This window comes from Desulfocurvus vexinensis DSM 17965 (assembly GCF_000519125.1).
In the GTDB taxonomy this organism is placed as follows: Bacteria; Desulfobacterota; Desulfovibrionia; order Desulfovibrionales; family Desulfovibrionaceae; genus Desulfocurvus; species Desulfocurvus vexinensis.
In genome coordinates, this window is sequence record NZ_JAEX01000007.1 from 130,776 (window position 1) to 154,249 (window position 23,474).

The window sequence follows — 23,474 nt, forward strand, 5'->3', positions numbered from 1 at the left end:
GGCCTCGAATGGGGCGCGGGCGCCCCGGCTATTGGGTGGGAACCTCGGCCCCGGAGAGCACGTTGATCAGCCTGCGCATGGCGTCCACGTCGAAGCCGTCCCGGTGCATCTTCATGTAGCGCAGGGCCTCGTAAGGCGTGCGGGCCGGGCGCCAGGGGGCGGGGCGGGTCAGGTTGTCGTACACGTCGCACACGGCCAGGGCCTTGACGTAGAACGGCAGCGCCTCGCCGGAGATGCCCGAGGGGTAGCCGCTGCCGTCCACGCGCTCGTGGTGGAAGAGGATGCAGTTGACCGTCTCGTGCTCCAGGCCCAGGTTGGCGCACAGGGCGACCCCGGCGGCGGCGTGGGCGCGCACCTTGTCGCGCTCGCCCAGGCTCAGGGTATCGGGGTCGCGGTCCAGCAGGTCCTGCGCCACCTGGGTCTTGCCCAGGTCGTGCAGCAGCGCGCCCAGGCACACGGCGTGCAGCCGGTCGGGATGGACCTTGGGCGACCCGGCGCACACGAAATAGGTCAGCACCGCGCAGCCCAGGCTGTGGTTGTAGCTCTTGTAGCCCCGGGCCACCAGCCGGGCCACCTGCTTGAGGGCGCCGTTCTGGTTGAAGAAGGCCATACCCGTGCGCAGCATGTCGGACAGCTCGCCGAAGCGGCGCTTGGCCAGGCCCTTGGGCAGGCGCTCCTCGAACACGCGGCGCAAGGCCATGAGCGAGCCCTGGTACCAGGCCTCGCTGCGCTGCTCCATGGGGATGTTCTCGTCCAGCAGCAGATCGGGCAGGTTCTCCAGCAGGTAGCTGGCGTAGGCCCCGCGCTCGGCGCCGTCCACATAGACCTGGAGCACGCCCATGTCGTCGAGCTTGCGGCGGTGGACGTCGGTGAAGGCGTCGCCCTTGCTGGTGTAGAGCACGAACGACGGGCCCTGGCGCAGGTACAGGGCGAAGCGGCCCTTGCTCCAGTTGCGGATCATCAGCGGGCTGATGGGAAAGAAGCCTTCGGCGTCCTGGGGCGGGTCCTGGGCGGGGCGGTGCTGGTCGGTCATCGGCGGTCCCGGTTGAGGGTGGCGGCGGGGTGCCCTGGGCTGGCGGAAATCTTCGTCAAAGGCGCGCGGGCTGTCAAAGGGTTTCCCTGCGCGCCGGGCCGGGCCCTGCCTCCGCCCCCCCCGGGGCCGGGGCTTCCCGGTGCGGCCGCAGCCGGGGCACCTTGACTTGCGCGCTCCGGGCGTTATTGTGCCCTGGCGCGGGCCGCCCCGGGCCGCGCCCAGAAGGAGGACCAGCCATGCCCATGTACGAATACGAATGCGAGAAATGCGGCCACAGCTTCGAGGACCTGGCCGGGCCCGACGAGCCCTGCCCGCCCTGCGCGAAATGCGCGGGCGCCACGCGCAAGGTCATCTCGCGAGCCGCGCTGCGGGTGGACCACGCCAGCCCCCTGGACCGGGGCGTGGCGCCGCTGGTGGGCTACAACCCCACGGGCCGCCCCCGGGCCTGCCCTGCGGGCGGCTGCGGCGGCCGCCGCCGCGGCGGCAACTAGCCGCCAGCAACGCCCCTCCCGCAGGCCGCCCCGCAGCGGCGCCCACGGCGGCGGGCAATGCGGCCCGCCGCGCCGCCGGACGCGCCGGGGCGTGAACGACGCGCTGTGCGGCGCAAGCCAGCGCCACGGGACAAAAAACAGCCTCTTGCAGCAGCCTACCTGAAGAAAACGGTGCACCGCCAGTCGCGGGCGCGGGGCTACTCCCCGTCCGCCAGCCAGCCCCCCAGGCCGCAGGCGTCGCATCCGGCGCAGCCGCTGGGCGCGCAGCGGGCCGAGGGCCGGGCCTGCTTGTAGCGCTCCCATTCCCGCCACAGATAGTCGCGCGACACGCCGGTGTCGATGCACTCCCAGGGGAAGGCCTCGTCCTGGCCGCGCTCGCGGTCCAGGAAGGCCCCGGGGTCGCCGTCCCAGGCCTTGAGCGCCCGGCGCCAGCCCATGCCCGGGCGCGCGGCCAGCTCCGCCAGATCGAACACCGTCTCGTCGCCACGCGCCAGCAGGGCCTGGAGCCGCGCCGGGCCGGGCCGTTCCAGCATGGCCCGGAAGCCCCGCAGGGGGCGCACCAGATCGCGCACCCGGCCCAGGGCCCATTCCAGCTGCGCCTCGTCGGCCATGGGTGCCCACTGGAAGGGCGTCCACGGCTTGGGCACCAGGCAGCTGGCGCTCACGGTGACGTGCTCCACCCCCCGGCTCTTGCCGCCCTGGCCCTGGCGCACGGCCTCGGCCATGCGCCCGAGCAGGTCGCCCAGCTCGTCGTAATCCTCCCCGGTCTCCCCGGGCCAGCCCACGATGAGATAGATCTTCAGGTGATTGAAGCGCAGGGCGCTGACCCGGCGCACGGCGTCCAGGAAGGCGTCCTCGTCCAGGTTCTTGTTGGCCGCGCGGCGCAGGCGGCGGCTGGCGCCCTCCAGGGCGAAGGTCAGGCTGCGCGTGCCCGTGCGGCGCAGGAAGTCCAGCAGCTCGTCGGTCATGCCGTCGGCCCGCAGGGAGGACAGGGAAAACTTGGTGCCGCGCCCGGCCAGCCAGCGCAGGAAGGGCAGAAGCTCCGGCCAGTCCGTCAGCGCGGTGCCCACCAGCCCGACCTTCACCGGGTTGGCCTGCTCCACGGCGGCCATGAGTTCGCCCATGGCCGCGTGGCGCGGCGGGCGGTACACGTATCCGGCGGCGCAGAACCGGCAGCCGTAGGGGCAGCCCCGGTTGACCTCCAAAAGAAACATGTCGCGGAACTCGGCCTCGGGGCTGACGAAGCAGGAGCGCCCCGGCGCCTCCAGCAGCCCCGGGGCCCCGGCGGGCACCACGCGCCGCGCGGGCGCGCCGGGGCTCCCGGGCAGGTAGACCCCCGGCCGCCCGGCCACGGCCCGCAGGGCCCCGGCCTTGCCCTGCCCCGCCCCGGCGGCCCGGGCCAGGTCCGCCAGCAGCGCGTCCAGCCCGGCCTCGGCCTCGCCAACCCAGAACAGGTCCACGGCCGGAGCCGCCGGGGCGGGATTCAGGAAGGCCAGCGGCCCCCCGGCCATGACCAGGGGCCAGCCCGCCCCGCGCGCCGCGCGCCGCGCGGGAATGCCCGCCCGGTCGAGCACCTCGACCAGGCTGCGCAGCTCTTCCTCGAAGTTGAGGCTGAAGGCGATGACGGGGAAATCGGCCAGGGGGCGGCCGGAATCACAGGCCCGGGGCGCGGCCTCGCCGCCCTCCCAGAAGAAGCGCTCCACGGCCAGCTCGGGCCGGGCGGACAAGAGCCGCCAGACCACCTGCCAGCCCAGGGTGGACAGGGCCGTGGCCGCAGGCTGGGCAAACACCAGGGCCACGGGCAGCCGCCCGCCCCACTCCGGGACGGGCGGCTTCTCGCGGCCATAACAGATGCCTGTCCAGAATTCCCGTTCGCCCCGTGCCCTGCTCATGCGGCGATGGTACCCGCCGGGCGGAAAAAGGCAAGCCGGGGCACTAGCGCCAGGCCACGTCCACGGCGGCCTCGGCCTGGGCGTGCATCAGGCCCGCGCTGTGCATCTGGGCCAGCAGCGGCTGGATGTGGCTCATGTACGCGGCCATGCGGTCGCGCGACACCGGGTCCGCCGGGATGGACTTGATGGTCCTGGGGTTGATGTAGGAGCCGTTCTGCTTCATGCGGAAGTCCAGGTGCGGGCCGGTGGACAGGCCCGTGCTGCCCACGTAGCCGATGACCTGACCCTGGCGCACCCGGGCGCCGTTGCTGATGCCCTTGGCGAAGCCCTTGAGGTGCATGTAGACGGTCTCGTACACGCTGTTGTGGCGGATCTTGATGAAGTTGCCGCCGCCCTTGTCCCAGCCGCGCTGGAGCACCACGCCGTCGCCCACGGTCATGACCGGGGTGCCCGAGGGCGCCGCGTAGTCGATGGCCGGGTGCGGCCTGCGGTAGCCCAGCACGGGGTGCAGGCGGTTCAGGTTGAAGCCCGAGGAGATGCGCGAGAAGTTGAGCGGCGCCTTGAGGAAGGCCTTGCGCAGGGCCTTGCCCTGCTCGTCGAAGTACTGCTCGCTGCCCTGCTTGTCGGCGAACAGGAAGCCCCGGTAGGCTTGGCCCTGGTTCACGAACTGGGCGGCGATGATCTTGCCGTAGCCGGTGAACTGCCCGTCGCGCGAGCGTTTTTCCACCACGGCCACGAAGGTGTCGCCCACGCGGATGTCGCGGATGAAGTCGATGTCCCAGGCGAAGATGTCGGCCAGGCGGATGGCCAGGGCCGGGGTCTCGCCCGCCTCGGCCACGGCGCCGAAGAGCGAGGAGGTGATCTTGCCGGACACGACCTTGGTTTCCTTCTCGTAGGCGATGGCCTCGCGCCGGGCCGCGTAGCCGTCGCCCTCGGGCTCGACGATGAGCAGCGTTTCGGAATCGATCTCGTACTCGAAGCGCTCCAGGCGGTCATCGGCGGCTTTGAGCACATAGGGCTGGCCCGCGCGCAGCCGCGACAGGGGGAAGACCTTCTGGCAGCTCTGGACCAGGGCGTGGACCTGGGCCGGGGTCATGTAGGGGCCAAGCAGCGCGGCGGCGGTGTCGCCGGGGCTGACGCTGCCCTGCACCACGGCGCTGCCGGGCGTGGCGTCGGCCAGCGGCTCCGGGCGCTCCGCCAGGGGCAGGCGCCCGTCCACCGACGCGGGCACGAGGTCCATGTCCTGCGCGGTGGTGTCCATCTCGTGCAGGGATTCGCGCTGGGCCGTGCGGCCCGTGTTACCGGCGGGATCGTGGAAAAAGTAGGTCAGGCCCGCAAGAATGGCGGCGAAGGCCAAAGCGGCGCACACCGTGCGTTTGCGCCTGCGTTCGCGGGCGCGGTCACGGAACAGGTTGCGTCTGGATCGTAGCATCATATGGCCTCCGCTCGGGCTATACCCGGCCCCCCGGTTCTTGGCAAGGGAAGCCGGGGCCGGGCCGGCGGGCGGCGAGACCCGCCGCGCCCGGCCCCCGGCTTCTTCGGGGGAGGATACTGCCCGAATTTGCTAATCGGCTTGCAGCCGGATGAACGACGGAATCTCGAAGTCCTCCTCGTCGAAGACGAAGTCTTTTTCGCCAGGCCGGGACGCACCCACGGCCTGGGCCAGGGGCGCCCGGCGCAGGGGCGCCTGGGGCTGGGGCTCGGCGGCCTGGGCGCCCCGGGCGGCCTGGGCCCGCAGGTAGGCGGGCTGCTGGCTCAGCTCGGGATCGTTCTTGGCGTTGGACAGGGCGCGCTTGTAGCGCTCCTCGCGGGTCAGGGGCCGGGCGCCGGCCGGAGCCTCGGGGGCCTCGGCGGCCTCCGCAGGCGCGGCGGGCGCGGCCGCCGCCGGGGCCAGCCGCACCGGAGCCGCAGCAGCGCGCACGGGCTGCGGGGCCGCAGCGGGCCGCGCCTGCCCGGCCTTGCCGCCCTGCATGGCCAGGAGCTGGGCCAGCTTGGGGTCCTGCACGGGGCGGAAGTTCTGGGCGCACTGGATACCCGTGGCGATGACGGTGATGCGCATCTCGTCGCCCGCCTCGGGGTCGAACACGGTGCCGAAGTAGATGCGCGCGTCGTCGTCGGCGGCCTCGGAGATGGTGCTGGCCGCCTCGCTGACCTCGTCGATGGTCAGGTCGGGCCCGCAGGTGATGTTCATGAGCACGCCCTTGGCGCCGTCGATGGACACGTCCTCCAGCAGCGGGCTGGTGATGGCCTTCATGGCCGCCTCACGCGCGCGCGACTCGCCCCGGGCGATGCCCGTGCCCATCATGGCCAGGCCCATTTCGCTCATCACGGCCTTCACGTCGGCGAAGTCCAGGTTGATGAGGCCGGGAACCATGATCAGGTCCGAGATGCCCTTGACCGCGAAGTAGAGCACCTCGTCGGCCTTCTTGAGCATGTCGATGAAGGTGGCCTTCTTGGAGGCCAGGGACAAAAGGCGGTCGTTGGGGATGGTGATCAGCGAGTCCACGCTCTCGGACAGGGCGCGGATGCCCTCCTCGGCGGCCTCGAGGCGCCGTTTGCCCTCGAAGTAGAACGGCTTGGTGACCACGCCCACGGTGAGCGCCCCGGCCTGCTTGGCGGCCTGGGCGATGACCGGGGCCGCGCCCGTGCCCGTGCCGCCGCCCATGCCGGCGGTGACGAAGACCATGTCCGCGCCGTCGATGTACTCGCGGATCACGTCCATGCTCTCCAGGGCCGCGTCGCGGCCGATCTCGGGGTTGGCCCCCGCGCCCAGGCCCTTGGTCAGCTTCTCGCCAAGCTGAATCTTGTGTTCGGCCTTGCTCTTGTTCAGGGCCTGGATGTCGGTGTTGGCGGTGATGAACTCCACCCCACGCAGGGCGGAGCAGATCATGTTGTTCACCGCGTTGCCGCCGCCGCCGCCCGCTCCGAATACCTTGATCTTGGCGCCGCTGTCGTTTTCCAGTTCCAGAAAGTCCATGGTATCCTCCCCTTGTTTCCGGGTCGCCCCGGCTCTTGCCAGTTCGCTTCCGCTCGCCGTTACTTGATGTCCACGAACCACTTGCGCATCCGCCCGAGAATCCGGTTGAAGACCGGCTTTTCGTCGCGGATGCGGAAACTCATGTCGCCGCCCTCTTTCTCGGCCCCGTAGAGCAGAAGGCCCACAGCCGTTGCGTAGACGGGGCTGTTGACCACGTCATGCAGGCCGCGGATCTCGCGCGGGTAGCCGATGCGGCAGGGCAGGTTGAAGATCTGCTCGCCCAGCTCCTGGACGCCCTCGATGAGCGAGGCGCCGCCGGTGAGCACCACGCCCGCCGGGACCTTGCCCTTGAAGCCGCAGCGCGCCAGCTCCTGGTCGATGAGCACCAGGATCTCCTCCATGCGCGGCTCGCAGATCTCGGCCAGCACCTGGCGCGAGAGCCTGCGCGGCTCGCGGTCACCCACGCTGGGCACCTCGATGACCTCCTCGGGCGGCACCAGTTCGGCCATGGCGCAGCCGTAGCGCTCCTTGATCTTTTCCGCCGCCGCCATGGGCGTGCGCAGCCCGTAGGCGATGTCGTTGGTCAGGTTGGTGCCGCCCAGGGCCAGCACGGCGGTGTGCTTGATGGCGTTGTCGCTGAAGATGGCCATGTCCGACGTGCCGCCGCCAAGGTCCACCAGGGCCACGCCGATCTCGCGCTCCTCGGGAGTCAGCACCGCCTTGGACGAGGCCAGGGCCTCGAGCACGATGTCCGACACGTCCAGCCCCGAGCGGTGGCAGGAGCGGATGATATTCTGGGCCGAGGTCACCGCGCCGGTGACGATGTGCACCTTGACCTCCAGGCGCACCCCGGCCATGCCCAGGGGGTCGTGGATGCCGCGCTGGTCGTCCACGATGTATTCCTGGGGCAGGATGTGGATGACCTCGCGGTCCAGGGGAATGGCCACGGCCTTGGCCGCGTCGATGACGCGCTCCACGTCGCGCGGGGCGACCTCGCCGCCCTTGACGGCGATGACCCCGTGGCTGTTGAAGCCCTTGATATGGCTGCCCGCGATGCCCGCGTACACCGAGCGGATGTCGCATCCGGCCATCAGCTCGGCCTCCTCCAGGGCCTTTTTGATGGACTGCACGGTCTGCTCGATGTTGACCACCACGCCCTTGCGCAGGCCGGTGGACGGGCTGGTGCCGATGCCCACCACGTCCACCCCGCCGGGGGTCAGCTCGCCGACCACCGCGCAGATCTTCGTGGTGCCGACATCCAGGCCGACAATGAGTTCCGATTTGGCCATGTCACGATCTCCCTATTGTCTTTTGCCCGGCACGGTCAGGTCCGGACCCAGACCTTGCCGCCGAAAATACGTATCTCGCGGGCCGCGCGGTCCTCGCTGCGGCGCACCAGGTCGGCCCACACCCGGGCCAGCCGCTCCATGCCCCGGTCCCAGTCCCGGGTGCTGGCGGCCACGGTCAGGCCCCGGTCCTCGAAAAACAGCTCCAGGCGCCCGGGCAGCACCCGCACCCAGGCCGCCTCGGCGGGCTTGATGGGCAGGTCCAGGGCCTCGAAGGCCGCGATCATCTCCGAAAGCCCGGCGGGCACGCCGTCGGCCTCGGGGGCCACTTCCAGCACCGGCAGCGGCGTGAACCGGCGGCCCAGCACGGGCGCGATGACCGCGCCGTCGGCCTCGGCGTAGAACAGCCCGCGCCCCGTGCCCACCCACCAGCGCGCCTCGCGCTCGGTGACGGCGATGGCCAGCCCGGCGGGCAGCATCCGGCGCACGGACACCGAGGCCGCCCAGGGCGAGGCCGCCACGCGGGCCTCCAGCTCGGCGATGTCGATGTCCAGGGTGTTGGCCCCCAGGGACACGTCGGCCAGGGCGATGATCTCCGCGGCGTCCAGGCGCTGGTTGCCGGTGACGCTGATCTCGCGCAGGGCGAAATACGGGGCGGCGGTCAGCCAGCGGAAGCCCACCAGCAGCCCGACGCTGACGGCGATGACGAACGCGGCGCACAGCCCCAGGCCCAACATCCAGCCCACCAGCCGGACCAGGCCCGCGCCCAGCCCCCCGCCGGAGGCTGCGCGGCCCCGGGTGCGGGCGCCCGCGCCCTTGCCCATACGGAGCGCGGCTCCGGGTTTGGCTGCCAGGGCCATGTTCATGCCACCACCTTGACTTCCAGTTCCAGATCCACCCCGAAGCGCGTGGCCACGGCCTCGCGCGCGGCCTGGATCAGCTCGAAGGCCTGGGCGGCGGTGCCCCCGCCCAGGTTGACCAGGAAATTGGCGTGCAGCTCCGAGAAGGCCATGCCCCCCAGGCGGCGGCCCTTGAAGCCCGCGTCGTCCAGCAGCTTGCCCGCCGGGGCCGCGCCCTCGGGGTTCTTGAACACGCAGCCCGCGCTGGCCGCGGCCAGGGGCTGGGCCGCGCGCTTGCGGGCCCAGGTGGCGTCCATGGCCGCGCGCACGGCCTCGGGCCCGGCCTGGGTCAGGCGCAGCTCCGCCGCCAGCACCAGGAAAAAGACATCCGCCGTGCGCGGGGCGAAGAAGCGGTAGCCCAGGCGCACGTCGTCGCGCCCGGCCCAGCGCAGCCCGCAGCACGGGCTGTACAGCAAAACGCGCTCCAGCACCCGGCCCACCTCGGCCCCGAAGGAGCCCGCGTTCATGGCCACCGCGCCGCCCACGGCCCCCGGGATGCCCGCCAGCCCTTCCAGGCCCGACAGCCCCTGGCGCGCGCACCAGGCCAGCAGCGCGGGCAGGCCCATGCCCGCCCCGGCGCGCACCACGGCCTCGTCGCCGCTGGTGAACACCGTCTCGGGCGCCTCGCCCTCGGGCGCCCGCAGCAGGACCACCGGCAGCGGCCCGTCGGCGGCCAGGATGTTGCTGCCGTGGCCCAGGGCCATGGCCCTGCCGCCCAGCTCCTCCAGCCTGCCCGGCAGCTCGTCCAGCCCGCGCTCGGAAACGATGCGCACCTCGGCCAGGGCAGGGCCGCCCAGGCGCAGGGTGGTGCGTTCGGCAAGCGTGGGTCCGGGCAGTACTTTCAGATGCATGACGCTTTTCGTGTCCTGTGGTTTGCGTTGCCGCGCGCCTAGCGGGCGTGCAGCCAGTCCATGCCGACCTGCCAGATGTTTCCGGCGCCCATGGTCAGCAGCAGGTCGCCGGGGCGCAGCACCCCGGGCAGGGCCGCGCGCACGGCGTCGAAATCCTCGCAGAAGCGCACCTCGGTGGCCGAGACCTGGCGGATGCCCTGGGCCAGGCTCTGGCCGCTGACACCGGGGATGGGCGCCTCGCTGGCCGGGTAGATTTCCGTGAGCAGCAACAGGTCCGCGTCGTCGAAGGCCGTGCAGAATTCGCCGAACAGGGCCTGGGTCCGCGTGAAGCGGTGCGGCTGGAAGGCCACCACCAGGCGGCGGTCCGGGGCGTACTGGCGCGCCGTGCGCAGGGTGGCGGCGATCTCCGTGGGGTGGTGGCCGTAGTCGTCCACCACCAGCACGCCATCACGCTCACCCTTGACCTCGAAGCGCCGCCCCACCCCGCCGAAGCGGCCCAGGGCCTTGGCCACCACGTCCACGGGCAGCCCGGCCTCCAGGGCCACGCCGATGGCGCCCAGGGCGTTGAGCACATTGTGCCGCCCGGGCTGGGACAGCTCCACCGAGCACAAAAACTCGCCGTCGCGCAGCACGTCGAAGCAGCTTTTGGCCTGGCACTGGCGGACCACCGCGCGCAGGGTCGCGCCCTGCTCGTCGATGCCGTAGGTCAGCACCGGGCGGTTGACCCGGGGCAGCACCTCGCGCACCACCGGGTCGTCCAGGCAGACCACGTTCATGCCGTAGAAGGGCACGGTGTTCATGAAGTCCACGAAGGCGTCCTTGATCTCGTCCAGGTCCGCGTAGTGGTCCATGTGGTCGGCGTCGATGTTGGTGACCACGGTGACGATGGGGAACAGGCACAGGAACGAGCCGTCGGATTCGTCGGCCTCGGCGATGAGGTATTCGCCCTCGCCCAACAGGGCGTTGGAGCCGAAGGTGTTCAGCCGCCCGCCGATGATCACCGTGGGGTCGAGCCCGGCCTCGGTGAAGATGGTCGCCAGCAGCGAGGTGGTGGTCGTCTTGCCGTGGGTTCCGGCCACGGCGATGCCCGTGCGCAGGCGCATCAGCTCGGCCAGCATCTCGGCGCGGGGGATGACGGCGATGCCCCGGCGCCGGGCCTCGGCCACCTCGGGGTTGTCGCGGCCCACGGCGGTGGACTTGACCAGCACGTCGGCGTCGCCCACGTTGGCGGCGGCGTGGCCCTTGTGCACCGTGGCGCCCAGGGTGCGCAGGCGGCTGGTCACCGGCGAGTCCGCCAGGTCCGAACCGCTGACCTCGTAGCCCAGGTTGAGCAGCACCTCGGCGATGCCGTTCATGCCCGAGCCGCCGATGCCCACCATGTGTATCTTCCTGACCTTGTTCTTCATGGTTCCTTCTTGTCCTTGCTTGGCTCAGGCCACGCGGCGCGCGGCCAGGGCCTCGATTTCGTCGGCCAGGGCCGCGGCGGCGTCCGGGGCGCCCAGGGTCCGGGCGGCGGCGCCCATGCGCTCCAGCCTGCCCGGCTCGGTGAACAGCGCGTCCAGGGCCTGGGCCAGATCCGTCTGGCCCAGGGCGCCCTGGGGCAGGAGCAGCGCCGCCCCGGCCTGCTCCAGGCGCCGGGCGTTGGCCGTCTGGTGGTCGTGGGTGGCGTAGGGAAAGGGCACCAGCACGCTGGGCTTGCCCATCACCGCCAGCTCGGCCACCGTGGTCGCCCCGGCGCGGCACAGCACCACGTCGGCCCAGGCGTAGGCCGCGGCCATGTCGTCGATGAACGGCTGCACCCGGGCGCCCTCGCCCGTCCACCCGGCGCAGGCGTAGGCCGCGCGTACGGTCTGCTCGTCCTCGGCCCCGGTCTGGTGCCACAGGGAGAACCCGCGCGCGCGCAGGGCCTCCAGGCTCCCGGCCACGGCCTCGTTGATGGCCCGGGCGCCCAGGCTGCCGCCCGCCACCAGCACCCGCCGCCCGGCGGGGGCGGCCCCGGCGCCGGCCCGCGCCCCGGCCTCGCGGATGGCCGCGCGCACGGGGTTGCCCGTCAGGCGCGTGCGCGCCGCGTCGAAAAATTTCGCCTCGTCGGGGAAGGACAGGAAGACCCGGTCCACCCAGCGGCCCAGCAGGCGGTTGGCCGAGCCGGGGCGGCTATTCTGCTCGTGCAGGGCGCAGGGCACCCCGCGCAGGGCGGCCATGGCCACCGGGGCGAACCCCGCGTAGCCGCCGAAGCCCACCACCACGTCGGGCCTACGGCGCGCCAGCAGCCGCCACGAGATGCCCAGGGCCCAGGCCAGCCCGAAGGCCGCGCCCACGGCCCGGGGCCCGCGCCCCAGGAACCCGCGCACCGGCAGCCCCACGAAGGGCAGCCCCGCGCGGGCGGCGAACTCGGCCTCGCGCCCGTGGCGCCCGCCCACGAAGAGCAGCTCCAGCCCCGCGTGGCGGCTGCGCAGCTCCTCGGCAACGGCCAGGGCCGGAAACACATGGCCCCCCGTGCCGCCCGTGGTCAGGATCACCAGCCGCATCAGGCCCTCCGCCTCGACAGGTTGAGCAGCATCCCCACGCAGAAGCACGAGACGATGAGGCTCGACCCGCCGTAGCTCATGAACGGCATGGGCACACCCTTGGGCGGGGCCATGCCCAGGACCACCGACATGTTCAGCACCGCACCCACGGCCAGGATCAGGGTCAGGCCGTAGCCCAGGAAGCGGTCCTGGGCGTCCTGCTGGGCCAGGGAGATGGCGAAGGCCCGCCACAGGATGATCCCCAGGCCCACGAAGACCAGGGACACGCCCGCAAAGCCCAGCTCTTCGCCGATGACGGCCAGGATGAAGTCGTTGTGCGCCTCGGGCAGGAAGAGCAGCTTCTGCTTGCCCACGCCCAGGCCCTGGCCGGTCCAGCCGCCGGAGCCGAAGGCGTAGAGCGACTGCACCAGCTGGTAGCCCGTGTCCTGGGCGTTGCCGAAGGGGTCCAGGAAGGCCGTCCAGCGCTTGATGCGGTACTCGGACTGGGCGATGAGCAGCCAGCCGCAGCCCAGGGCCAGCACCAGCGAGGAGCCCAGGTAGATCAGGCTCGTGCCGCCCACCACGCTCATCAGGAAGAGCAGGATGCACAAAAACGCCGCCCCGCCGAAGTCGGGTTGCAGCAGCAGCAGCCCGCCCAGCAGCCCGGTCACGGCCACCGGCGGCAGGAAGCCCACGCTGAAGGTCTTCACCTTTTCCTGCTTGTGGCTGAAGAAATAGGCCAGGTAGAACACCAGGGCCACCTTGGCCGCCTCCAGGGGCTGCATGGACACCGGGCCCAGGTGCAGCCAGCGCCGCGCCCCGCCCGCCTCGTAGCCGAAGGCCAGGGTCGCCCCGAGCAGCAGCACGGCCACGCCCAGGATGGGGTAGGTCAGGCGGTAGAGCAGGCCGCGGTCCACGACCATGGCCCCGGCCATGATCACCAGACCAACCAGGGCGTAGACGGCCTGCTTCTTGATGAACAGGTACTTGTCGCCGAAGGACAGCTCGGCCATGACCCCGCTGGCGCTCATGACCATCACCAGCCCGACGGCCATCATGCCCAGGGTGAAACCCAGCAGCAGCATGTCCACCCGGGTGCGTTCGGCGTGGCGCGGCGTGGCGGCGGGGCCGGCGGCGGCGGAGTTGGCAGCGACGGGGCTCATCGCAGTTCCTCGAACACGCGCTGGAAGTGCTTCCCGCGCTCCTTGTAGTTGGCGTACAGGTCGAAGCTCGACGTGGCCGGGGACAGCAGCATGGTGTCGCCGGGCTCGGCCCAGGTCATGAGCCGGTGCATGGCCTTGTCCATGGTCGGCTCCCAGGCCAGGGGCACGTGCCCGGCCCAGGCGGCCTCGAAAATCTCGCGGCTGGCGCCGAACAGGCACACCGCGCGCACCTTGCGGCGCAGAAGCGGGGCCAGGCTGGCCAGATCGCCGCCCTTGTAGACGCCGCCCGCCAGCAGCAGCACGCTGCCGTCGATGCTCTCCAGGGCCGCGCGCAGGGCGTCCACCGTGGTCGCCTTGGAGTCGTCCACGAAGGTCACGCCCCGGGCCTGGCCCACGCGCTGCAAGCGGTGGGGGAAGGGCTCGAAGGTGTCCAGGGCCTCGCGCATGCAGCGTTCGTCCACCCCGAAGCGCACCGTGGCCTGATACACGGCCTCCATGTTGGCCTGGTTGTGCGCGCCGGGCAGGCGCTCGCTCTCGAAGCGGTCCGTGGGCTCGAACCACTTGATCCGGGCGCGGGTGATGTGCCGGTCGCCCAGCTGGGCGCGCAGGGCGGCGGGCAGCAGGGCCAGCCCCTCGGGCTCCATGTGCGCGAACAGGTTCAGCTTGGCTTCCAGGTACTCGTCCATGCTCGCGTGGTGGTCCAGGTGATTGGGGCTGAAATTGAGCAGCACGGCCACGTCGGGGCGAAACGACGTGCAGTACTGGGCCTGATAGCTGGAAATTTCCAGCACCAAAACGTCGGCCTCGCGCCCGTCGAGCACGTACTGCGACAGGGGCGTGCCGATATTGCCGCCCAGGAACACCCGCAGTCCGACGTTTTGCAGGACATGGGCGGTCAGGCCGGTGGTGGTGGTCTTGCCGTTGGTGCCCGTGATGGCGACGATGCGCCCGGGGCTGTAGCGCCCGGCCAGCTCCAGCTCGGAAATCACCTCAGGCGCCGCGTCCCCGGCGGGCAGCAGCGGCCGCAGCGGGGGCAGCGGCACGCCCGGGGAGAGCACCACCAGCCCCGCCCCGGCGAAATGTTCGGCCCGGTGCTCGCCAAAGGCCAGCTCCACGCCCGCCGCCGTCAGGGCCTGGGCGTCCTCGCCAGCCACGGCGTCCGGCTTGCGGTCCAGCAGGCGCACGGCGGCGCCCAGGCGCGCCAGCAGCAGCGCCGCCGCCCGGCCCGAGGCCCCGGCGCCCACAACCGCCGCGCGCGTTCCCGCGAGTTCGCCTTCGTGCCCGAACATGCCGTTACCTCAGCTTCAGGGTTGACAGCGCCATGAGCGCCAACAGGATGGAGAGAATCCAGAACCGGGTGATGATCTTGGATTCCGGAATGCCCTTGAGCTCGAAATGGTGGTGCAGGGGCGCCATGCGGAAGATGCGCTTGCCGCCCGTGAACTTGAAGTAGCCCACCTGGAGGATCACCGAGAGCGTCTCGACCACGAACAGCCCGCCGACGATGACCAGGATCAGCTCGTTCTTGCTCATCACGGCCACGAAGCCCAGGCTGCCGCCGATGGACAGCGAGCCCACGTCGCCCATGAAGACCTGGGCGGGGTAGGCGTTGTACCACAAGAACCCGAGCCCCGCGCCCACCAGCGCCCCGCAGAACACGGCCACCTCGCCCATGCCCGGCACGTAGGCGATGCGCAGGTACTTGGCGATCTCCACATGCCCGGCCACGTAGACGAACACCGCGAAGCAGGCCCCGGCCACGATGCTCGGGCCGATGGCCAGCCCGTCCAGGCCGTCGGTGAGGTTCACGCCGTTGGAGGCCCCGACCATGACCAGCACCGCAAACGGCAGGTAGAACCAGCCCAGGTCGGGGTACAGGGCCTTGAAGAAGGGGAAGGCCAGGTGCGTGTCGAAGGCGGGCTGCTCGATGAGCAGGAACATGGCCGTGCCCGCCACCAGCACCTGCCCCGCGAACTTGGCCCGGGCCGACAGGCCCTTGTTGTGCTTCTTGACCACCTTGAGCCAGTCGTCCACCAGCCCGACGATGCCGAAGCCCACGAAGACCAGCAGCGCCAGCCAGATGTAGACGTTGGTCAGGTCGGCCCACAGCAGCACGGCCACCAGCACCCCGAAGCCCATGAGCAGCCCGCCCATGGTCGGCGTGCCCGCCTTCTGCATGTGCGCCTCCACGTCCTCATGGATGACCTGCCCGAACTTCAGGCGCTTGAGGAAGCGGATGAAGGCCGGGCCGACCAGGATGGTGATGAGCAGCGCGGTGACCAGCGCCCACACCGAGCGGAAGGTGATGTAGCGAAAGACGTTGAAGATGCCGACTTCGCTGGAGAGCGGGTAGAGAAGGTTGTAGAGCATCTAGCCGCGACCCTCCATGGCTTCGGCCAGCGCGTGCAGGAAGCGCTCCATCCTGCACCCGCGCGAGCCCTTGAACAGCACCACGCCGGACGCAAGGCCCAGCTCCAGGAACTGCCCGGCGAACAGCGCCGGGTCGTCGATGCGCACGAGCCGCCCTGCGTAGCCGCCGTCTTCCAGGCCCCGGGCCACCTCGTCGGCGTGGCCGCCGTGGAAGAACACGGCCCAGGGCGCGGCGGCGGCGGCGGCGCGGGCCATCTCGCGGTGCAGCGCGCCCGCCTGGGCGCCCAGCTCGCGCATCTCGCCCAGCACCAGGGCCAGGGGCCCGGCCCCGGCCAGCTCGCGGGCGTTCTCCACGGCCTGGCGCATGGACAGCGGGTTGGCGTTGTAGCTGTCGTCGATAAGCGTCCAGCCGCCGCTGCGCTTCACGTTGAAGCGCCCGCCGGGCACGGCCACCTTGGCGATGCCGCGGGCGATCTCGCGCTCCCCGGCGCCCAGGGCGAAGGCCACGCTGGCGGCGGCGATCATGTTCTCGGCGAACACCGCCCCGGCCAGGGGCGAGGTCACGTCCAACTCCAGCCCGTTCAGGCGCAGGCGGTAGCGGCCCTGGCCCTCGGCGGTGCGGCCCAGGTACTGCCCGCGCACCAGCCCCGCCGCGTCGGCCACGGTGAACTGGCGCACCTCGGGCGCGATGGCCCGGGCGTAGTCCAGCAGCGGCGGGTGGTCGGCGCTGACAAAGGCCCGGCCCCCGGGGGCCAGATGGCGCAGAAGCTCGGTCTTGGCGGCGGCCACGCCCTCCAGGCTGCCCAGGCCCTCCAGGTGCGCCGGGCCGATGTTGGCGATGACCGCCGCATCGGGCCGGACCATGGCCCCCAGGGCCTGCATCTCGCCGGGCACGTTGATGCCCAGCTCCAGCACCCAGAAGCGCTCCTGCCCGCTGCACCCGAGCATGGTCAGGGGCACGCCGAGCAGGTTGTTGAAATTGCCGTAATTGCGCGCCGTCTCGCCCAGCTCGGAGAGGATGGCGGCCAGGATCTCCTTGACCGTGGTCTTGCCCGCCGAGCCGGTGACGGCCACCACCGTGGCCCGGGCCCGCCCGCGCCACAGCCCGCCCAGGTCGCCCAGGGCCGCGAGCACGTCGCGGACCATGAGCACCGGCGCGCCCTGGACCCCGGACACCGGCCGCGAGACGACCACGGCGGCGGCCCCGGCGCGGGCGGCGTCGGCGGCGAACGCGTGGGCGTCGTAGTTCTCGCCCGCGAGGCAGAAGAACAGCTGCCCCGGCTCGAGCAGGCGGCTGTCGGTGCAGATGCCCGTCAGGCGCACCTCGCGCCCGGGGTCCACGTCACCCACCGCGTGCATGGCGGCGGCGGCTTCGGCCAGCGTCAGATTCACCCGGCAAGCTCCCTGACCATGGCAGCGTCGCTGAACGGGTGGCGCACGCCCTGGATTTCCTGATAGGATTCATGACCCTTGCCCGCGATGACCAGCACGTCGCCCGGCTCCATGGTCTTCAGGGCCAGGGCGATGGCGGCGGCGCGGTCGGGCTCCTCGATGACCCGGGCGCAACCCGTGAGCCCGGGGCGCACGTCGGCCATGATGGCCAGCGGGTCCTCGCCGCGCGGGTTGTCCGAGGTCAGCACGGCCACGTCGGCGTAGCGGCACACGGCCTGGCCCATGAGCGGGCGCTTGGCGCGGTCGCGGTTGCCGCCGCAGCCGAACACGCAAAACACCTTGCGGAAGCCCAGCTCGCGCACGTTGGAGAGCACGTTCTCCAGGGCGTCGGGGGTGTGGGCGTAGTCCACGAACACGTCCAGGCTCCGGGCGTTGGGGATGCGCTCCAGGCGCCCGGGCACGCCGGTGAAGGTTTCCAGGGCCTTGAGCGCCTTGGGCTTCAGACCCAGGGCCAGGCCCACCGACTGCGCCGCCAGCAGGTTGGAGGCGTTGTGCTTGCCGATGAGCGGCGAGGTCAGGGTCCAGGTCTGCTCGCCGTATTTCACGAGCAGTTCCAGCCCGCGCGCGGTGCAGGCCTTGACGCTGCCCGCCAGCCCCGGGCCGCTGCCCACGTTGGGGTAGTACAGCCCGAAGCCCATGGCCGGGGTGTAGCGCCCCAGCAGCATCCGCCCGTAGGCGTCGTCGGCGTTGATGACCCCGGTCTTGCCCGCGCGGCCCATCTCGTGGAAGAGCTTGGCCTTGGCCCGGAAGTAGTCGTCCATGGTCTTGTGGTAGTCCAGGTGGTCCTGGGTTACGTTGAGCAGCACGGCCACGTCGTAGTCCAGGCCCCAGACGCGGTCCTGGTGCAGGGCGTGGGAGGAGACCTCCATGACCACGGTGTCCACCCCGGCGGCGGCCATGTTGGCCAGCAGCTCGTGGAGCTGCCAGCAGTCGGGGGTGGTCATGGGCGCTTCGAGGCAAAAGCCCGGCCAGCGGTAGCTCACGGTGCCGATGACGCCCACCGTGCGCCCGGCGGCGGCGAGCAGATGCTCGAGCATGTAGGTCAGGGTGGTCTTGCCGTTGGTGCCGGTGATGCCCACCAGGGTCAGGCCGTGCTGCGCGGTGCGAAAGCGCGCGGCGGCCAGCTCGCCCAGGGCGCGCCGGGGCATGGGGTGGGCCACGGCGCGCACGCCCCGGCCCTGGGGCACGCCCCCGGGGTCGCGCGTCACCACCCAGGCGGCGCCGCGCTCCACGGCGTCGGAGATGAAGCAGGCCCCGTCCAGGCCCGCCCCGGGCACGGCCACGAAGACCTCGCCCGGGCGCACCTGGCGCGAATCGGTCCGCACCATGAGCCCCGCGGCAACCAGCCGCTTCAGCTCGGCCCACAACGTTTCGTCCAGCACGTCAGCTCCTGTCCGCCGTGGCGTCGAGCCACAGCACGCAACGGTTTCCCGTTCCGGGCCAGGGTTTTCCCGGGTCAGGGCTCTGCCTGCGGACCACAAGCCCGCTGCCCCGGACCTCGGGGACGGCTCCGCCGCCTGCGAGCAGCTCAACGGCGCGCCGCAGGGACATGCCCACGACATTGGGAACAGCCTCTCCCGCCTGAAGGGCCACGGCAGGGCTGTCGATTCCCGCACCAATCGCGTCCACCAGCCTGCGAACGTCCTCATCCGTCAGCCCTCCCTCGGCGAAGGCGGACCGGACCTGCACGGCGGGCTCGGGCAGCCTGCCCATGTAGGCCAGCGACTGGAGCGCGATCTCGCGCACCGCCGGAGCCGCGACCACGCCGCCATAGTGCTGCGGGTGCGGCTCGTCCACGATGACAAGCACCAGGAATTCGGGGTTTTCGCCGGGCAGCAGCGCGGCGAAGGAGCCCACGTGGTCGTTGCCGTAGCCGCCGGTGGGCGAAGCCTTCTGGGCCGTGCCGGTCTTGCCGGCCACGGTCATGCCCTCGATGCGCGCCCGGGTGCCCGTGCCGTCGGCCTGCACCACGTCGCGCATCATGGACAGGATCTGCCCGGCGACCTCGGGGGAGAAGACCCGCTCGGCCCGGGCGTGGGGCGGCTCGTCCGTCGCCAGCAGGCGCAGGGAGCCCGTGACCCCGCCCCGGGCCAGGCACAGGTAGGCCTGGCCCATCTGCAGGGCCGTCACGGCCACGCCCTGGCCGAAGGCCACGTTGGCCAGGTCCACGCGCTGCCAGGCCCCGGGGTTGCGCAGGATGCCCTTGGCCTCGCCCGCCAGGGGCAGGCCGGTGCGCTGGCCGAAGCCCAGCCGGGACAGGTAGCCGTGCATGGTGCGCGCGCCCATTTCCAGGCCGATCTTGGCCATGCCGATGTTGCTGGAGTAGCGCAGGATATGCGTCACGGGCAGGTCGGCGTAGTCGTGGGTGTCGCGGATCACGGCCCCGGGCATGGTGAAGCGCCCGTTCTCGCAGAAATACACGCTGTCGGGGCGCACGATGCCTTCCTGGAGCGCGGCGGCCAGCACGAAGGGCTTGAAGGTCGAGCCGGGCTCCAGGGCGTCCAGGGCGATACGGTTGCGCCAGGCGTCGGGGCGGTAGCTGGAATAGATGTTGGGGTTGAAGAAGGGGTGGATGGCCCAGGCCAGGATGTCGCCGCTGGGCACGTGGACCACCAGCCCCATGCCGGCCTTGGCGTTGTAAGCCGTCACGGCACTGCCCACGGCCTGCTCGGCCATGGCCTGGATGTCGGCGTCGATGGTCAGGCGCACGTCGCCGCCGCGCACCGAGGCGCGGCTGGGCTCGTCGCCGTCCAGCAGCCTGCGGCCGCTGGCGTCGCGCTGGACCACGGTCTTGTCGCTGCGCCCGGCCAGGGTGTCTTCCAGGGCCCGCTCCAGGCCCTCCAGGCCCACGCCGTCCAGCCCGGTGAAGCCCAGCAGCTGCCCGGCCAGATGCCCGCTGGGGTACAGGCGCTTGAACTCCTGCATGGTGCCCACCCCGGGCAGGGCCAGGGCGGAAACGGCGGCGGCGTCGCGGTCGGCCACCTGGCGCGCCAGCCAGACAAAGGGCCGCCGGGCCGCCAGGCGGGTCTCAATGTCCCGGGCGCTGACGCCCAGCACGCGGCCCAGTTCGCGGGCGGTGCGCGCCGGGTCCTGCACTTCCATGGGCCGGGCGAACACCGAGCTGCACTGCACGCTCTTGGCCAGCACGCGGCCCTGGCGGTCGAAAATCCTGCCCCGGGGCCCGCTGACGGACTCGGCGGCCATGTGCTGGCGCTTGGCCCGGGCGGCCAGCTCCTCGCCCATGAGAATCTGGACCTGGAACGCGCGGGCCCACAGCGTCAGCCCCGCCAGGGCGAACAGCACGGCCACGACCAGCAGCCTGACGGCGGCCCAGTCGTGGACCTTGCTGTGTCGCGGCTCGTAGCGGGCGGTCATTGCTGCTCCTGGGGCCTGTTTTCCCCGCCAGGGGGCGGGTCCATCCTGCGGATGCGCCCCTGGCTCGCGGGGCCCAGGCCGTATTCCCGGGCCTTCTCGCGCAGCCTGTAGGGCGACAGCAGGCTGTCGCGTTCCACTTCCAGCTTGGCCACCAGCTCCTCGCTCGCCTCCAGGCGGGCCCGCAGGCCGGTGAGCTTGTAGGCCAGGTCGTAGCGCTCGATGCCGCACCAGACCACCCCCAACCCCTGGGCCAGGGCCAGCAGCAGCAGCGCCGCCGCGGCCCACGCCCAGCGCGAGCCGCTCATCGGCGCGGCCCGCCGCCGGGGGCGAGCTTCTCGGCCACCCGCAGCTTGGCGCTGCGCGCCCTGGGGTTGACCTGAATCTCGTCCGGCCCGGCGACAACGGGCTTGGTGGTCACAATCCGCAATTGCGGGACATGCCCGCAGACACACACCACCTGCTCCGGGGGGCACAGGCACCCCGAGGCTTCCCGCTTGAACGTCCGCTTGACGATCCTGTCTTCCAGCGAGTGGAAGCTGATGACCGCAAGCCGCGCGCCGGGCTTCAGGAAAGGCAGTATCCGGTCCAGGAATTCCTGAAGTTCGTCCAGCTCCCGGTTGACCTCCATGCGCAGGGCCTGGAAGGTCCGGGTCGCGGGGTGGTTTCTTGCCGTAGCCCGGAGCTTGGCCGGGTAGGCGTTTTCAACGATGGCCGCCAGCTCGCGCGTGGTCCGGATGGGACTGCGCTGCCGGGCCTCGACGATGGCCCGGGCGATGCGTCCGCCCTGGGGTTCCTCGCCGTAGCGGCCGATGATCAGCTTCAAGCGCTCCAGCGGGGCCATGTTCACGATGGCCGACGCCGGGGCCAGCCCGTCGGCCAGGCCCATGCGCATGTCCAGCGGCCCGTCCTCCATGAAGCTGAAACCCCTCGCCGGGTCGTCGAGCTGCAGGGAAGACACGCCGATATCAACCAGGGCACCGTCCAGGGCGTCCCACCCCAGTTCGGCCAGCGGCTCGTCCAGCCTGCTGAACCGGCACAGGGCGAAGCGCACGGCGTCGCCGTATTCCGCAAGGCGCTCCTGGGCCAGCTCCAGGGCCTGGGCGTCGCGGTCCAGGCCAAGGACCTGGGCCCCGGGGCCCGCGGCCTCCAGGATGGCCCGGGTGTGCCCGCCAAGACCCAGGGTTCCGTCGAGATAACGACCCCCGGGCCCGGGGCGCAGGTGCTCGAGCACCTCGTTCAACAGTACCGGGACGTGCAGGTCGGCGGGGTTCCTGTCTGTCTCCATCATCCCCGCCTCCGCCTAGAGCCGCAGCTCGAAGCCCTTTTCGGCCAGTTCGGCCATGTCGCCGTCGAAGGTCTCTTCCATCTCGCGGCGCCGGGCCTCGAAGGTCGCCTGGCTCCAGATCTCGAACTTGCGCCCGACCCCGGCCACGACCACGTCCTTGTCCAACCCCGCGTAGGCCCGCAGATGGGGCGCGATGAGGATGCGCCCCTGCTTGTCCAGCGCGGCCTCCACGGCCCCGGAGATGAAGAAGCGCTGGAAGTTGCGCATCTTCTTGTCCAGGACGTTCACGCGGTTGAAGCTTTCCTCGATCCGCTCCCACTCGGGCAGCGGATAGGCCACCACGCAGCCGTCGAAATTGGTCAGCACGAGGAGCCCCTCGGAACCCATGGAAGCCGCGGCCTCCCTGTATTCCGGGGGGATCATCAGCCGACCTTTGGGGTCCAGGCTGCGATAGGAGTGACCTCTGAATTTGGACATGGACCTCACTTCGTCCCACTATTTACCACAAATTACCACCAGAGGGCGGAGCTGTGTCAAGGGGAAAATACCACGGCCCACAAGATTTTTCTAGAGATTTTCTAGAAAATAACCCAAAATCCATGGCGAAGGGCTTGACTCCCCAAGGAAAAAAAGGCCAAGGGACGAAGCAGGAGCCCCGCGAGGCCCGCAGGGCGAGGATTTTTCCCCGCATCCGGCGCCTGCGGAGCCCCGCATTGCATCCGCGCCGCGCCTGCGGGGCCCCGCACTGCATGGCCCGCAAGGCGCACAACATGGACCGGCCAGCCAGGCCGGGCCAGAACGCGGCATCCCCCGCCGCCCGGCGCGGGAGCGCAAGGCCGCATACCGAGGTCGGGCATCATGTGCGCTACCAAGACCAAGCTCAAGAGCGGCATCGTGGACAATCTGGACGAGGAATACTACCAGATCAGCCCCGACATCCTCGAAAGCTTCCCCAAGTTCCGCCCGCCGCTGAACCTGTACCGCCTCAAGGAGGACACGGCACAGATCCTGCTCTACAAGAAGCAGGACGAGCGCATGGACAAGGAGACCCAGGAGGAGGTGGCGCAGACGTGCGCCGAGGGCAACCTGTTCGTGGCGCGCACCGACCACCCCATCTACTCCAAGCACATCGCCAAGCAGCTCGACCTGGTGCTGGTGGACGAGCATCTCAAGGAGGCCGAGATCGCCGAGGTCTTCACCTACGCCATCACCGACCGCATCGACGAGTTCTTCGAGCAGCCCGTGGGGCCCGTGTTCACCAAGCTCTACAACGACGTGATGGTGCTCACCGAATACCTGTGGAACGACAAGAACCGCGCCAAGGCCCTGGTGCGCCGCCTGCACAAGGAGCACACCCTGGCCCGGCACTCCTACAACTGCGGGGTGCTCGGCCTGTGGCTGTTCAACAAGGTCTTTCCCGGCGGCTTCAACCGCCGCGTGTACGACAAGACCGCCCTGGCCTTCTTCCTGCACGACATGGGCATGTCCAAGATCCCGGCCTTCATCCGCGACAAGCCCAAGGCCCTGACCCCGGACGAGCACTCCAAGGTCAACCTGCACCCGCTGCTGGGCTCCAAGCTGGCCCTCAAGCTCGGGCTGAAGTTCGACGAGATGCAGCAGGCGATCATGGAGCACCACGAGCGCCTGGACGGCAGCGGCTACCCGGCCCGCGCCAAGCAGATCTCCCCCCTGGGCGCCATGACCGCCGTGGTGGACTCCTACTGCGCCATGACCACCACCCGCCCCTACGCCCCGGCCAAGGAGCCCCGCGAGGCCGTGGCCGAGCTCAACGACATGAAGTCCAAATACGGCGACAAGGCCCTGGCCCCGCTGTTCAAGGCCGTGGTCACCGGCGACTGGTAGCCGCAGCGCCCCGCCAAAGACCCCGCCCTG

20 protein-coding genes are annotated in these 23,474 nt (G+C 71.1%); 2 read left to right on the forward strand and 18 right to left on the reverse strand.

All coding sequences use genetic code 11. The features are described from left to right. Positions 1 to 28: 28 nt before the first annotated feature. Positions 29 to 1,033 (reverse strand): HD-GYP domain-containing protein, encoded by a 1,005-nt coding sequence (locus G495_RS18320; RefSeq protein ID WP_051445202.1) that lies wholly within the window; start codon positions 1,031 to 1,033, stop codon positions 29 to 31. 236 nt (positions 1,034 to 1,269) lie between these two features. Here G495_RS18320 and G495_RS18325 point away from each other — a divergent pair, with 236 nt between their 5' ends. Next, positions 1,270 to 1,524, forward strand: coding sequence for an FmdB family zinc ribbon protein (locus G495_RS18325; RefSeq protein WP_035251410.1), 255 nt, complete (start codon positions 1,270 to 1,272; stop codon positions 1,522 to 1,524). Between the two features lie 197 nt (positions 1,525 to 1,721). Here the strand turns inward: G495_RS18325 and G495_RS0108395 are convergent, their stop codons facing one another. From G495_RS0108395 to mraZ, 17 genes are all read right to left on the reverse strand, one after another. Beyond that, entirely contained in the window at positions 1,722 to 3,416 is a 1,695-nt protein-coding gene (locus tag G495_RS0108395) for a radical SAM protein (protein ID WP_035251412.1), read from the reverse strand. 43 nt (positions 3,417 to 3,459) lie between these two features. Then, a complete protein-coding gene (locus G495_RS18330; protein ID WP_156939645.1) occupies positions 3,460 to 4,851 on the reverse strand; it encodes a M23 family metallopeptidase in 1,392 nt (463 codons plus the stop codon). A 129-nt stretch (positions 4,852 to 4,980) separates the two neighbouring features. Then, positions 4,981 to 6,393, reverse strand: coding sequence for a cell division protein FtsZ (gene ftsZ / locus G495_RS0108405; protein WP_028587446.1), 1,413 nt, complete (start codon positions 6,391 to 6,393; stop codon positions 4,981 to 4,983). Positions 6,394 to 6,452: 59 nt separating this feature from the next. Further along, the gene (gene ftsA / locus G495_RS0108410) at positions 6,453 to 7,682 is read right to left on the reverse strand and encodes a cell division protein FtsA (protein ID WP_028587447.1); all 1,230 of its coding nucleotides are present in this window, start codon (positions 7,680 to 7,682) and stop codon (positions 6,453 to 6,455) included. 35 nt (positions 7,683 to 7,717) lie between these two features. Continuing rightward, positions 7,718 to 8,545, reverse strand: coding sequence for a cell division protein FtsQ/DivIB (locus G495_RS18335; protein WP_051445204.1), 828 nt, complete (start codon positions 8,543 to 8,545; stop codon positions 7,718 to 7,720). Then, a complete protein-coding gene (gene murB, locus G495_RS0108420; RefSeq protein WP_028587448.1) occupies positions 8,542 to 9,429 on the reverse strand; it encodes a UDP-N-acetylmuramate dehydrogenase in 888 nt (295 codons plus the stop codon). Before murB ends, G495_RS18335 begins: the two co-directional genes overlap by 4 nt. A 38-nt stretch (positions 9,430 to 9,467) precedes the next feature. Further along, positions 9,468 to 10,835 carry a UDP-N-acetylmuramate--L-alanine ligase gene (gene murC, locus G495_RS0108425; protein WP_028587449.1) on the reverse strand — a complete coding sequence of 456 codons (1,368 nt, stop codon included), beginning with the start codon at positions 10,833 to 10,835 and terminating at the stop codon, positions 9,468 to 9,470. Positions 10,836 to 10,859: 24 nt separating this feature from the next. After that, on the reverse strand, positions 10,860 to 11,957 hold the full coding sequence (murG, locus tag G495_RS0108430; RefSeq protein WP_028587450.1) for an undecaprenyldiphospho-muramoylpentapeptide beta-N-acetylglucosaminyltransferase: 1,098 nt from the start codon (positions 11,955 to 11,957) through the stop codon (positions 10,860 to 10,862). Next, positions 11,957 to 13,099: a putative lipid II flippase FtsW gene (ftsW, locus tag G495_RS18340; protein ID WP_211234137.1), complete on the reverse strand. Its 1,143-nt coding sequence runs from the start codon at positions 13,097 to 13,099 to the stop codon at positions 11,957 to 11,959. Before ftsW ends, murG begins: the two co-directional genes overlap by 1 nt. Further along, entirely contained in the window at positions 13,096 to 14,388 is a 1,293-nt protein-coding gene (murD, locus tag G495_RS0108440; protein ID WP_028587451.1) for a UDP-N-acetylmuramoyl-L-alanine--D-glutamate ligase, read from the reverse strand. The genes ftsW and murD overlap by 4 nt, the downstream gene beginning before the upstream one ends. Before the next feature lie 4 nt (positions 14,389 to 14,392). Next, positions 14,393 to 15,469, reverse strand: coding sequence for a phospho-N-acetylmuramoyl-pentapeptide-transferase (gene mraY / locus G495_RS0108445; RefSeq protein WP_028587452.1), 1,077 nt, complete (start codon positions 15,467 to 15,469; stop codon positions 14,393 to 14,395). Beyond that, positions 15,470 to 16,861 carry a UDP-N-acetylmuramoyl-tripeptide--D-alanyl-D-alanine ligase gene (locus G495_RS0108450; protein ID WP_028587453.1) on the reverse strand — a complete coding sequence of 464 codons (1,392 nt, stop codon included), beginning with the start codon at positions 16,859 to 16,861 and terminating at the stop codon, positions 15,470 to 15,472. Continuing rightward, positions 16,858 to 18,249, reverse strand: a complete 1,392-nt coding sequence (locus G495_RS0108455; protein ID WP_051445210.1) for a UDP-N-acetylmuramoyl-L-alanyl-D-glutamate--2,6-diaminopimelate ligase — start codon at positions 18,247 to 18,249, stop codon at positions 16,858 to 16,860. The genes G495_RS0108450 and G495_RS0108455 overlap by 4 nt, the downstream gene beginning before the upstream one ends. Positions 18,250 to 18,304: 55 nt before the next feature. Continuing rightward, complete coding sequence (locus tag G495_RS18345) at positions 18,305 to 20,296, reverse strand: penicillin-binding transpeptidase domain-containing protein (protein ID WP_035251416.1); 1,992 nt, start codon at positions 20,294 to 20,296, stop codon at positions 18,305 to 18,307. Further along, on the reverse strand, positions 20,293 to 20,601 hold the full coding sequence (locus G495_RS0108465) for a hypothetical protein (RefSeq protein ID WP_028587455.1): 309 nt from the start codon (positions 20,599 to 20,601) through the stop codon (positions 20,293 to 20,295). The genes G495_RS18345 and G495_RS0108465 overlap by 4 nt, the downstream gene beginning before the upstream one ends. Then, positions 20,598 to 21,584, reverse strand: a complete 987-nt coding sequence (rsmH, locus tag G495_RS0108470; protein ID WP_425387607.1) for a 16S rRNA (cytosine(1402)-N(4))-methyltransferase RsmH — start codon at positions 21,582 to 21,584, stop codon at positions 20,598 to 20,600. Before rsmH ends, G495_RS0108465 begins: the two co-directional genes overlap by 4 nt. 12 nt (positions 21,585 to 21,596) lie before the next feature. Continuing rightward, the gene (gene mraZ, locus G495_RS0108475; RefSeq protein WP_035251419.1) at positions 21,597 to 22,058 is read right to left on the reverse strand and encodes a division/cell wall cluster transcriptional repressor MraZ; all 462 of its coding nucleotides are present in this window, start codon (positions 22,056 to 22,058) and stop codon (positions 21,597 to 21,599) included. Positions 22,059 to 22,439: 381 nt separating this feature from the next. Between mraZ and G495_RS18350 the strand changes: the two genes are divergently transcribed. Continuing rightward, entirely contained in the window at positions 22,440 to 23,444 is a 1,005-nt protein-coding gene (locus G495_RS18350; protein WP_035251421.1) for an HD-GYP domain-containing protein, read from the forward strand. Positions 23,445 to 23,474 lie beyond the last annotated feature (30 nt).